The following is a 12,425-nucleotide window of genomic DNA, read 5'->3' on the forward strand; positions in this document are numbered from 1 at the left end:
AGGCGTCCTTCGATAGAGGGTCAGAAATAGGCACGGGTGTTCTCGTGTACACGGGGGCTGTAGCGCAGCTCATCGAGCGACCACCAGCGGTAGTGCCGATGCTGCTCGGTGGGCGGTTCCAGCACCTGATCCTCGGCGAGGGTCAGGCAATAACTCAGCACCACATAGTGGGTGTCCGGGCCGCTCCCGGCGTTGGCGAAGACGCTGTCGTCGTAGAAGTGCTCGAACACGCCCAGCAGCTGCGCATCGGCGCGTTCAAAGGTACAGCCCAGTTCTTCGCGGGTCAGGCGGCGGAAGGCGTTGTCCAGGGTTTCGTTTTTCTGGATACGCCCACCAGGGACGAACCAGAAGCCATAGGCCGGCCGGTTGATCCGCAAGCCCAGCAGCGTATCGCCGCTGGGTTTGCTCACGACCAAGTCGATGGACACCAACGGCGTCGATGCCACGACCGTATTGAAGGTCGGTAAATCAAGCCACATAAGCGTCAAACCTGTGCCAGGAAGCGTTGGAGAATGCGTTCTTTATCGAGAAATTCTGCGGCGTAGTTCAACGCCACCGCGTTGTACGCAGGCAATGCCAACACCCGCTCGATCCCTTCATTCAGGGCGGTGACCGATTCGGGCTCGACCCGCACGGCAATGCCCGGATGCTCATCGCACAAGCGACCAAGGGTGGTGTCGGGGTCGGCGGTGATGATTGCATGGCCGCCGACGGCCAGAATGTTGGTCAGCTTGGAGGGCAATACCGAATCCGCCGCGCCGCGTTTCTGGATCACTAAATGGACGTCCGCCGAGGCCAGTAGCGCAGGCAAGTCTTCATAGGCCTGTAACGGGGCGAAGACCACGTTGTGCAAGCCCTCGCGCTCTACGCGCTGCTGCAGACGGGCCTTGCCGGCGCCCTGGCCGACGATCAGAAACACCAGCTCCGGGCGATGGGCGTGGGCCTGGGCGGCATCGAGGATCAGTTCGAGCCCCTGCTTCTCGCCGATGTTGCCCGAGTACAACAGCACCCGCTTTCCCGCCGGCACGCCGAGCCGCTCCAGCAGCCTGCCGTTGCGCGGCACATCGAGAAACCGCTCGGTCTCCGACCAGTTGGGAAAGAACAGTAGGCGCTGAGCCTCGACGCCCTTGCCGGCGGCCTTATCGAGCATGCCGCTGGATATCGTCGAGACCCGATCAAAGCGCCGCAGCAACCCGCGCTCCACACCCCACGCCAGTCGCCGCAGTAAAGGGCTGCCGCCCAGGCCCAGGCCAAACATCGCATCGACTTCATAATCCTGGATATGCAGCACCGACTTGGCACCACACAGCCTGGCCAACAGCAACGCCTGGGGCGCGCAGAACAAGGTGGGCACCACCAGGATGACCAGGTCCGGCTTCCAGCGCAGTTGCCCCAATACCGCCAGGCACGAGCTGGCGGAAAAGCTCGCCAGGTGCAGCAAGCGTTTCAGCGCCGTGGGCTTGCGCGGCACGTACAACGGGCAGCGCACCACGGTCACGCCGTCGACCTGCTCGGTGCGAAAACGCCACGCCGAGTAGCCCTCGCTGACCTGCCATTGCGGGTAATACGGCGGCGCCGTGACCACCCGCACCTCGTGGCCCTTGCTGGCGAGCCAACGCGCCAGTTCACCGCTGTACTTGCCTATGCCAGTCAGCTCGGGGCTGTAGTTGATGCCATACAAGAGGATCTTCATCACTGGCCCCGAGGCTGTTCGAGGGCTGCGAGATAGGCGTTGTAGGCATCGCGCAGGCCCTCTTCCAACGGCACGTAGGCTTCCCAGCCGAGGGCATTGATACGGCTGACATCGAGCAACTTGCGCGGCGCCCCGTCGGGCTTGCTGGTATCGAAACGCAAACGCCCCTTGAAGCCCGTGACCCGCGCCAGCGCCTCCGCCAGTTCGCGGATGGTGCAATCCACGCCGGTGCCGACGTTGACGTGGGAGCGCATAGGCTCGGTGTGTTCGCCGTAGCGCGCCTGGCTGAGCTCCATCACATGCACGCTGGCGGCCGCCATGTCATCCACATGCAGAAACTCGCGCCGTGGCGCGCCGCTGCCCCAGATCAGCACGTCTTCATCACCGCGCTGCACCGCCTCATGGAAACGGCGCAGCAAGCCGGCGATCACATGACTGTTGTGCGGGTGGTAGTTGTCGCCCGGGCCGTACAGGTTGGTCGGCATCACACTGCGGTAATCGCGCCCGTGCTGGCGGCTGTAGCTTTCGCACAGTTTGATGCCGGCGATCTTGGCCACGGCGTAGGGTTCGTTGGTCGGCTCCAGCGAGCCCGAGAGCAGCGCTTGCTCGGTCATCGGCTGGGCGGCGAGCACCGGGTAAATGCACGATGAGCCGAGGAACAACAACTTGAACACCCCATGCGTGTGCGCGGCGTGGATCACATTGGCCTGGATCATCAGGTTCTGGTAGATGAAATCGGCAGGGTACGTGGCGTTGGCATGAATCCCCCCGACCTTGGCCGCTGCCAGGTACACCTGGTCGACCCGTTGTTCGGCGAAATACGCCTGCACCGCTACCGGGTCCAACAGGTCCAGTTCATCACGGCAGGCGGTGAGGATCTGGGTATAACCCAAGGCCCAGAGGCGGCGCACGATGGCCGAGCCGACCATGCCGCGATGGCCGGCGACAAAGATCCGCGCGTTCAGATCACGTGCCATGCTCAGTTCTCCACGGCAATCGGCGCATCGTGGCCGTGCAGGCGCAGCAACGCATGGCGCCGCGCGATTTTCAGGTCTTCACGCACCATCTCCGCACACATCTGCTGGGCGCTGATTTCCGGCACCCAGCCCAGTTTCTGCTTGGCCTTGGAGGGGTCGCCCAGCAGCGTCTCGACTTCCGCCGGGCGGAAGTAGCGCGGGTCCACCCGCACAATCACGTCGCCCACCAGCATGCCGGGCGCCAGGTCGCCGTCGATGTGCTCGACCACCCCGACTTCCTCCAAGCCCGCCCCGACAAAGCGCAAGCGCAGCCCCAACTCCGCCGCCGACCAGCGAATGAAGTCGCGCACCGAATACTGCACGCCGGTGGCGATCACGAAGTCCTCAGGGCTGTCCTGTTGCAGCATCATCCACTGCATGCGCACGTAGTCCTTGGCGTGGCCCCAGTCGCGCAAGGCGTCCATGTTGCCCATGTACAGGCATTGCTCCAGGCCCAGGGCGATGTTGGTCAAGGCGCGGGTGATCTTGCGCGTGACGAAGGTTTCGCCACGACGCGGCGACTCGTGGTTGAACAGGATGCCGTTGCAGGCATACAGCCCGTAGGCTTCGCGGAAATTCACGGTGATCCAGTAGGCATACAGCTTGGCCACGGCATAGGGCGAGCGCGGGTAGAACGGCGTGGTTTCCTTTTGCGGGGTTTCCTGCACCAGCCCGTACAACTCGGACGTGGAGGCCTGGTAGAAACGGGTCTTCTTTTCCAGGCCGAGCAGGCGGATGGCCTCGAGGATGCGCAAGGTGCCGAGGGCATCCACGTCGGCGGTGTATTCCGGCGAATCGAAGCTGACGGCCACGTGGGATTGGGCACCGAGGTTATAGATCTCGTCCGGCTGGATCTGCTGGATGATGCGCGTCAGGTTGGACGCATCCGCCAGGTCGCCATAGTGCAGGATCAGGTTTTTATGCGGGGCTTGGGGGTCTTGGTAAATGTGATCGATGCGCTGGGTATTGAACGACGAAGAGCGGCGTTTCAAGCCATGCACGACGTAGCCTTTTTCCAGCAGAAGTTCCGCCAGGTAAGAGCCATCCTGCCCGGTTATCCCGGTAATAAGCGCGACTTTTTTCATGTCTATCTCCCAAATAATAGGCGAACGAAGGCCGACACCCGAACTTGGGTGTTTGTTAAAAACGGTCAGTTACTTCGGTGTGGTCAGCGTCAAGTTATGTCCGGTCAACGTTGAAAGTTCGCGGATAATTGCGTCCTTGTCGTGTAAGTGAGCAATCGCGGTTTCCAGTTCAAGCACCTTGGCGCCCACCAGAAAGCGGTACCAGTAACCTTGGAGCACGTGATAAACCAGGCCGCTGCGGCCATCGAGAAAACCCAGTTGAATGATGTAGCGCCAGAGGAAGTACGCGGTCGAACTCAAGGTAAACGGCACGCGGTTATACACACGGTTTTTAACCTGGCGCTTGAGCCTGGCCTGGAACGAACTGTGCCCCTCATTCAATTCATGGCGCACCGCAAATAACCCCCGGCGCGAGTTGATGATCTCGATCGCTTCCCGGGTCGCGTACTGGTTGTGCTTGTGGGTGAAGAACGTCAAGTCATGCAGGTTGTGATCGGCAAACCCGCCTTCCAGGGTGATGGTGCGGCCCTCGGCCACTGAGATGTGCTCGTCCATCCAACGATCTTCGATGCGCCCCTGCCCCGTGCGCCATAGCCGCAGCATCTGCAACGGGTAGCGGCCGCCATGGCGCACCCAGCGGCCCATGAAAATATGCTTGCGCTTGAAGTTGATGCCGGTGATGTCCTGGTCCAGCGTCGGTAGCCGCGTGTTGATTTGCGCCGCCAGGTCGGCCTCGATGATTTCATCGGCATCCAGGCGCATCGTCCAGTTACCGGTGACCGGCAAGTTATCCAGCGCCCACTGGAACTGCTTGGCCTGGTTGACGAACGCATGCTGCACCACCAGGGCACCGTGGCGCCGGGCGATCTCGCAGGTGTCGTCGCTGGAGAACGAGTCGACCACCAGCACTTCGTCGCTGAAGGCGCGCACCGATTCGATCGCGCGGGCGATATGCAGGCTTTCGTTGTAGGTGAGGATGATCACACTGACGGTTTCGCGGTTCATGTCAGCCACCGTGCAGGTGAGGCAGGTTAAACGGTGCGGTCATCAGGCTTGACTCCCTTGTCGTGGCGCAGGCGCTTGCAGATGCCGGGTCCGCTGACCGATCTGCCGGGTCGGATGCCCGGCATGCACGGTCCACGGTTGCGCGATGTTTTTGATGACGAGCGCGCGGGCGCCCACTACGACGCCATCGGCAATACACACGCCCAGCGTGATAAAGGCCTCGGCGCACACCCACACGTGCTCTCCGAGCACGATAGGTTTGGCGTAAAGTTGAAAGTTGCGGCTGTTGTAGTCATGCGACCCGCCGCACAAGTGCGCGCCCTGGGAAATCACGCTGTAGCGCCCGATAGAAATCAGCGCCATGTTGTAAATGTTGGTGTCATCGGCAATGCCGACATGGTCACCCAGCTCGAGATTCCACGGCGCCCACACTTTGGCGCGCGGATAAACATGCACACCTTTGCCAAGACGGGCACCGAACAGCCGCAACAGAAACGCCCTCCACCCATGAAAGGTGCGCGGGCTGGTGCGGAATAACAGCACATAGACCATGTTCCACAGTTGCCGCCGCAACCGATGGGACAATGAAAATGAAGCAGCACGATAAGGGTCATTGCCTTGGAGGATCATGCAAGGCACTCCCGCACGATCTCCAGCAAACGCTGCGCACCGCGCTGGATATGAAAGCGCTCGGTGAAACAGCGGCGGGCGCGCCCGGACATGTCCGCATACTGCTGCGGGTCGAGCTGCAACCAGCGCCGCAGGTTATGCACGGCGCCCGCCACCGTGTCGTCGCTCACAAAGCCGACCGCATCGGCTTCAATTTCGCGCCATATGTTGACCTTATTGCTGATCAGCACCGGTTTGCCGCAGGCCAGCGCCTCCGCCACGACCACGCCGAAATTCTCCTGATGGGAAGGCAGGCAAAACACCTCGGCGGCGTAAAAGGCGCCCCATTTCGCTGCGCCCTGCAACATGCCGGGCCACGTCACGCGGTGGGCAATCCCCAATTGCACGGCCTGCGCTTGCAGCGTCTGCACCCAGCCGCCTTGATCGGGCCCGGCCATGACCAGGTGCAAGCGTTCGTCTTCGCCAGCCACTTGGGCAAAGGCGTGCAGCAGGTGGTCGCAACCCTTTTTTTCGTGGATGCGGCTCAGGAACAACAGCACCCGTTTACCCGTCAACTCGCGATGCTCATCAACAAAGCGCTGCGCCAGCACTGCACCGCCCGCGGGCGGACTGGCGGTGCCATAGGCGGTGACCGTCTCTTTGGCGCGATACAGCCAAAATGACTCGCGCGCACGGATTTTCTCTTCCTCACTGGTAAACACCACACGCTGGGCGTCCCTCAGCACGCGGTATTCACCCCACGGCCAGTACAACCACTTTTTCAAATGTTTGAGCGGATATGCGTGCTTGAACCAGGGATCGAGCATGCCATGGGTATAAACGATGTAAGGCCGACCCAACTTGTGCAGGACCTGGCGCGCAATAAACCCGTGGTACTGCCACAAACCGTTGACGATGAAAAAGTCGTAGTCACTGGCGTGCTGTTCCAGCCATTCGCGGATCTTGGCGTTTACGCCATACCCAAACAGGCTCGGCCCCATGAAGTGAACGGTGCCCGGGTAGTCGACGGCAAAGTCTGCATCCAGCGTCAAGACATCCACGAGATGCCCGTTCTGCAGCAGAATCTTGTCAATTTCGCGGGCAGCGTTGATGGGGCCGCCCTTTTCCGGTTTAACCGAAGAGATGATTCTTAATAACTTCAAGTGCTGTCCGCTCATCCGTTGAATTGATTCAAGTCTTCTTGCAGGCGGCAAGAATCAGGCAGGCGTAGAACACGCCAAAGGCCAGGAATGTGCCCTGCATGGTCATGACCCCATTGAATAAAATCGGCGCCAGGAAACCGCACAGCAGTAATGGAACGCCCGTGCCCTGCCTGATCAGCGCCTTATAGGCTTTCAGAAGTAACCAGATCAGTAAGAAGATCCTGAACAGGATAAAGAGCGCCCCGACGGGAAGGCCCAACTCCAGGATGATCCGCGACCATTCATCTTCGGCCAGCAAAAACCCCGCACCTTGCTCACGCCCCGCGCGTAATAGCGCCGAGGCGGCATTCGTACCCGAGCCGATGCCGTGCCCCCAGAGGGGCGCATCGTCGACTACGCGGGTGAACGCATACAGGCTGGAGAACGCCCGGGTAACCGGCGAACCTTCACTGGCGACGGCACTCCGGTTGCGTTCGACGAGGATCTGATAACTGTCGGACGACATGAAAATCAGCAAGCTGACAAACAGTGCGGCCACCAGGAAAAACAGCGACAACAGGTTTCTTTGCGACTTCTTGATCAAGGCAACCATCAACGCCGCCAGCAGCACAATGGCGGCATACGCATAGATGGCCCTCGATCCCGTCAAGAAACACATCACCGCCACCGAGGCTGCCGACACCGGGAACAACAGGTATCGTTTCGCGAACACCGCGCGAAACAAGGCCCGGTCGAAAATCGCCGCCACCAGGAAGGCAAAGCAGGCGGACACGTAAACAACGTGCCCTGCGGTGAATGTGAACGTTCCATACGGCCGGACAACGCCGTCGGCGATCATGAAAATGAAGTCATCGTCGCCAATGCCTTTGTTGACGTAGGCTTGCGGTCCAGACGAATACTGCATGACCACCAGCACGCTGATGGGAATCGCCGCGAACAGCGTGATCCGGGCGAAACGGTAGACATCCGCCAGTTGCAGGGTTTTTCCAGCAACGAATATCAGCGGGAAGTACAGCAAGTAGTTCCTGACGCCATAGCCGTAGATGACCAGCCCTTCAGGGCTGCTCAACAAAAACGCGGAGACCAGGACAAAGAACACCACCAGCAACATCACGAAGTACGCCGACAGCAGGTTCTTTGAAAAAAAACCGAACCTGAACGCGTACCAGTAGATATAGAGAACAATCGGGTCTTTGATGAAATAGATCGCCGAGCTCAGACCCGGCAGCAGCCACTTGCGCAAAACCCCTTCAAACAAAATAAACAGATAGATCAGTACAAACGCGCTGACTACGCGTTTTCTGTAGCGTTCCTTCAGGCTGGACGGCTCAGGGTTGGCCAAGGATTGCATCCAGCACCTCCTTGGCGTAGGTGTCCCAGGTCGTTCTACCCGCCGAGAACACCGCGTTGTGCTTCAGCGCACTGAGCTTTTCACTGTCACCGGCCAGCTCAACCAGGCGGGCAGCAATGGCCTCGGCGGAACGGATCGGCACCACGTACCCGTTGAAACCGTCGACAATCAAATCCGCCGCGCCACAATTTTGCGAAACGATGACCGCTGTCCCCGTGGACAGTGCCTCACCCACCACCAGGCCGAATGCCTCGGCGAGTGAAGGCAAGACCAGCACGTCGGCCGCCAGCAACTGGCGGATGACCTGATCGTGGGGCGCCGAGCTGAACCAGCGATACTTCTTCAGCTCGGTATTGAGCGCCTGGTTGCGCCCATTCGCATAGTCGGCACCGATTACGGTGACATCCAGGGCAACGCTGTCTGACGCAATCTTCAGCGCCTCGAAAAAATACGAGATGCCCTTCTGCTGGGTCAGCGCGCCCACAAAAACCACTTTCAGCGGCCCCCCGGCCCGCACATCCACCTCTTTGTGGACCATCGGCGCAGGCGCGCCATAGGGGGTCACCGCTACTTTGTGATGGGCGATACCGGACTCACCCAAGGTGCGTTTGGCAAACGTGCTTGCCACGATGATCCGATCCGCCAACGCCAATTCGGCGGTCTGCTTGCGAATGGTATTTTCACTGATGTTCGGAACGCTCGCCCGCCACGCGGGGTTCGCTTCGCGCTCATGGTCCAGCATCATGCACGCGTAGGAAATGGAGCCGAAGGCCGCCTCATAATTCAGCGTGATCCCGCCAACCGCCCTGGCGGCGGTGAACAAGGCCTTGCACTTACCGTCATAGCCGTACACCTGCCTGGGTTTGCGCGCGGTTTTGTACAAGAAATCCGCGCTGGCCTGATCAATATGCGCGTACACATTTTCCGGGCAGAACATCCCGATGTTGCGTTGCGTCAGGCTGTACCACTTCAACTTGTCACAGAGCACGCGCGGCACATCGTAGCGCGGGTAGCTGTGCAGCAACGCGCCGTCGACCATGTCGAACGTGCGCCGCAGGCACTCCTTGCCGACGACGGGAAGACGGCAAAGCCATGAATCTTTATGCAACGCCAGCGAGCTATGAAACGAGTGCAGCAAGCGCCGTTGATTCAACGCGCCCAACAGAGCGCGAACGTTTTGATTACCCACCGGGTGAGAGACCAGGATCATCTTATTTACCCATCCAGGCTTCAACCACGGCACTCGATCTGACCGGGCTGTAGGTGAACGCGCACGCGGCGCGACGTTTGATCACGACCGCCGGGTTACCCGCCACGATAGTGAAAGGCGCTACATCGCGAACAACGACACTGCCCGCACCGACCACGGCGCCTTCACCGATGGTCACCCCCGGCAAGATGATCGCGCCCGTGGCAATCCACGCGTAATCGCCAATCACCACCGGCGCGACCTTCAACCGCCAAGCGGGATCGTCCACGCCATGCGTGCCCGTGAGGATTCGCACACCGTCATTGATCGCAACCTGCCCGCCAACCTTCACGGGTGCGTGCAATTGGATAAACGCGCGCTTGCCGATAAAGCTGCCCGCGCCGATGCTGAAACGGCCGACGGCACCTTCAAACTGCGCATCGTTGATCATCACCAGCGCACCGATAGTCGCGCCCTGTCGACGCAGCCGGCACTGGCGGCGGTTGGCCTGGATCAAGCGGCTGAGCAGCAGCACTCGCTTGGCCAGGTATTTCAACCCGGCAAGCGTGAACGGGCTCACCCTGACTCGATGCTGGAACAGGTAGTTAATTAACACGGGCCATCCTCTGTTCAAGACGAAAGAACCCGCGTTTGGCAAAGCAGAACAACACCACTTCGGTGACCACCAGCACATAACAGACACCCAGCAGACCGAAGTCTTGAGCCAGGCAAAAAACCGCCAGAACGCTGGCCATCGACACCAGCATGAAGACCACTGCAAACGACGAGTAGGAAGCGGTTGCCATCATGGCCACCCAATACACCTGCCATGCCACATGCGTCAGTGCGCCGACAATCAGTACCAGCATGACGGTCGCCGAGTAATCCGCCTTTCTTCCCGACCAGACATCGAATATCGATCCGCCGAATACCACGATCAGCGCGCCCATCACACAGGCGATGGGCAGTGAAAACCTCAGCGCATACCGAATCATTTTCCTGACCAACTGGTTGTCACCGACGGAAAATGCATAAGAGATTTCCGGCCAGATCGACTGATTCACCACCGTGGAAAACTGCACCAGCACCCTTGAGATCGTTCGGTACAGACCGAATATCGCGGCATGGGCCGGTGACAGCAGTATCGACAACAAAATCGTCAGGCCTTGAACATTCAGCGCCAGCCCGATGGGAAAGGCCAAAGAGGCCAGCGAGGGTTTTATCAAGGTGATAAACGCCCTCTTCCCAACCGCCGAGGGATGGAAACACAAGCTGATGCCCAGTCGATCGGCAAGCAGATTCTTGACGACAATGCCGCTCAAACGGACGATCAACAGCGCCAGGCTCGTGGCAACCAGGCTATGGGTGAGATACGCGCACAGTAAGGCGGTGGACCATTCCAGCATCCTGATCACATTCATGATGAAGGACGACAAAGGCAACGCCTTGTATGCCCGGTAACGTATCGAAACCATGTTGGTCAGCAGGCACAGCAACGAGTACCCGGTCAACGCCGAGAGGATCAACACCCCATCGCCGCTCCTGATGGACTTGAGATTGAGCAGACTGAAAAGGTCAAAAAACGCCAGTGAACCAACCGCCAGCAATAACACGCTAACCCCTGCCAACAGCAAAAACGCAAAGCTGGTGCTGTAGACCGCACTGGCAACCTTCAACCGGCCTCGCTCATGCCATATCACCACCTTGCTCGAGGCGGCGGTCGTGACCCCAAGATCGGATAACGCCAGGTAGGTGGGGATCGCAGACAGCACGACCCATTCGCTGTAGGCGCCAAACCCCCAACTGGCGATCAGGACCGGAACACTCACCAGTTGAATCAGCAGATTGACCACCTGACCAAACGAGTTGGCGCCAATGCCGTTGACGACTCTTTTAAGCACACTCATGGGAGGACCTATACCGTGTTGAGAGGTCGCCCAATGGAAATGTACTCAATGCCTTTCCTCAGCACGCTGCCGGGGTCGAACAAGTTACGCCCGTCAAATATCAACGGTTGTTTGAGTTGCTGTTTGATCGCGTTGAAATCCGGCGCCTTGAATGCCTGCCACTCGGTGACAATCATCAACGCATCCGCGCCTTTGAGGCAGGCTTCCTTGGTGCCGCACAACCGCAAGTCGTCCCGGTCGCCATAAATGCGCTGGGTTTCTTCCATGGCTTCCGGATCATAGGCCTGCACCCTGGCCCCCGCGCGCCACAACGCCTCCATCAGCACGCGGCTGGGAGCTTCGCGCATATCATCGGTATTGGGTTTGAAACTCAGCCCCCAGAGCGCAAAGGTCTTACCCGCCAGCTCGCCATTGAAGTGGCTGGATATTTTGTTGAACAGGGTATGTTTCTGTTCGGCGTTACGCCGCTCCACCGCCTTGAGCAGCGTGGCATCGAAGTCGATGCTGTCGGCGGTCTGAATCAACGCCTGCACGTCTTTGGGGAAGCACGACCCGCCGTAACCGACGCCGGCGTAAAGAAACTGATAGCCGATGCGCGGATCGGAGCCGATCCCTTGGCGAACCATCTCGATATCGGCCCCCAACCGTTCGGCCAGGTTGGCCATCTCGTTCATGAAACTGATCTTGGTGGCGAGCAGGCAGTTGGCCGCATACTTCGTCAGCTCGGCGCTGCGTACATCCATCACGATGATTCTGTCGTGATTGCGATTGAACGGCACATAGAGCTCGCGCATGACCGCTTCGGCCCGTGGGCTGGCCGTGCCAATGACAATGCGGTCCGGCCTTGTGCAATCGGCGACCGCACACCCTTCCTTGAGAAATTCCGGGTTGGACACCACATCGAAGGTCAAGTCGCTACGCTCGCGCTGAGCCAGCATGGCCGCGACACGCGCGCTGACCTTATCGGCCGTCCCTACAGGGACCGTGGATTTGTCGATGATCGTCAGCGGCGCGTCCATATGCAGGCCGATGGTTTCGGCGACCGCCAGCACGTACTTGAGGTCCGCAGAACCATCTTCGTCGGGAGGCGTACCCACGGCGATAAACTGCACTTCGCCATGTTTGACCGCGGCCACGGCATCGGCGGTAAAGTTCAGGCGACCGCCCGCATGGTTGTCCCTGACCAGGGCCTCAAGGCCAGGTTCATAGATCGGAATATGACCCTGATTGAGACGCTCGACCTTCGAAACGTCGATGTCGATGCAAAGCACGTCGTGACCGACGTCAGCAAGTACCGCGGCCTGGACCAGGCCGACATAACCGATGCCAAAAACTGTAACTTTCATAGCGTTTCTCTTTGAACCTGCGGCCAGTGGTGAAAAGGCTGCTCGTTGGACGTCGATTGCC

The 12,425-nt window shown here is 59.7% G+C and carries 12 protein-coding genes; all 12 read right to left on the reverse strand.

The window, feature by feature from the left end; translation table 11 throughout:
• Positions 1-20: 20 nt before the first annotated feature.
• Positions 21-479, reverse strand: coding sequence for a GDP-mannose mannosyl hydrolase (locus P3S72_RS18430; protein ID WP_276193500.1), 459 nt, complete (start codon positions 477-479; stop codon positions 21-23).
• A 5-nt stretch (positions 480-484) separates the two neighbouring features.
• Complete coding sequence (locus P3S72_RS18435; RefSeq protein WP_276193502.1) at positions 485-1,693, reverse strand: glycosyltransferase WbuB; 1,209 nt, start codon at positions 1,691-1,693, stop codon at positions 485-487.
• Positions 1,693-2,670, reverse strand: a complete 978-nt coding sequence (locus P3S72_RS18440) for a GDP-L-fucose synthase (RefSeq protein ID WP_276193504.1) — start codon at positions 2,668-2,670, stop codon at positions 1,693-1,695. Before P3S72_RS18440 ends, P3S72_RS18435 begins: the two co-directional genes overlap by 1 nt.
• Before the next feature lie 2 nt (positions 2,671-2,672).
• Positions 2,673-3,794: a GDP-mannose 4,6-dehydratase gene (gene gmd / locus P3S72_RS18445; RefSeq protein ID WP_276193506.1), complete on the reverse strand. Its 1,122-nt coding sequence runs from the start codon at positions 3,792-3,794 to the stop codon at positions 2,673-2,675.
• Positions 3,795-3,863: 69 nt separating this feature from the next.
• Complete coding sequence (locus tag P3S72_RS18450; RefSeq protein WP_276193508.1) at positions 3,864-4,799, reverse strand: glycosyltransferase family 2 protein; 936 nt, start codon at positions 4,797-4,799, stop codon at positions 3,864-3,866.
• A 42-nt stretch (positions 4,800-4,841) separates the two neighbouring features.
• A complete protein-coding gene (locus tag P3S72_RS18455) occupies positions 4,842-5,429 on the reverse strand; it encodes a putative colanic acid biosynthesis acetyltransferase (protein WP_276193510.1) in 588 nt (195 codons plus the stop codon).
• A complete protein-coding gene (locus P3S72_RS18460; RefSeq protein ID WP_276193511.1) occupies positions 5,426-6,571 on the reverse strand; it encodes a glycosyltransferase in 1,146 nt (381 codons plus the stop codon). The genes P3S72_RS18455 and P3S72_RS18460 overlap by 4 nt, the downstream gene beginning before the upstream one ends.
• A gap of 28 nt (positions 6,572-6,599) precedes the next feature.
• Positions 6,600-7,922 carry an O-antigen ligase family protein gene (locus P3S72_RS18465; protein ID WP_276193512.1) on the reverse strand — a complete coding sequence of 441 codons (1,323 nt, stop codon included), beginning with the start codon at positions 7,920-7,922 and terminating at the stop codon, positions 6,600-6,602.
• Positions 7,900-9,132 carry a glycosyltransferase family 4 protein gene (locus tag P3S72_RS18470; RefSeq protein ID WP_276193513.1) on the reverse strand — a complete coding sequence of 411 codons (1,233 nt, stop codon included), beginning with the start codon at positions 9,130-9,132 and terminating at the stop codon, positions 7,900-7,902. Before P3S72_RS18470 ends, P3S72_RS18465 begins: the two co-directional genes overlap by 23 nt.
• A gap of 1 nt (position 9,133) precedes the next feature.
• Entirely contained in the window at positions 9,134-9,727 is a 594-nt protein-coding gene (locus P3S72_RS18475) for a DapH/DapD/GlmU-related protein (protein WP_276193514.1), read from the reverse strand.
• Positions 9,717-11,018 carry a hypothetical protein gene (locus tag P3S72_RS18480; RefSeq protein WP_276193515.1) on the reverse strand — a complete coding sequence of 434 codons (1,302 nt, stop codon included), beginning with the start codon at positions 11,016-11,018 and terminating at the stop codon, positions 9,717-9,719. The genes P3S72_RS18475 and P3S72_RS18480 overlap by 11 nt, the downstream gene beginning before the upstream one ends.
• Before the next feature lie 8 nt (positions 11,019-11,026).
• Positions 11,027-12,364, reverse strand: a complete 1,338-nt coding sequence (locus P3S72_RS18485) for a UDP-glucose/GDP-mannose dehydrogenase family protein (protein WP_276193516.1) — start codon at positions 12,362-12,364, stop codon at positions 11,027-11,029.
• Positions 12,365-12,425: the final 61 nt, after the last annotated feature.

The sequence above is a fragment of the Pseudomonas sp. D3 genome (assembly GCF_029320995.1).
GTDB lineage: Bacteria > Pseudomonadota > Gammaproteobacteria > Pseudomonadales > Pseudomonadaceae > Aquipseudomonas > Aquipseudomonas paraveronii.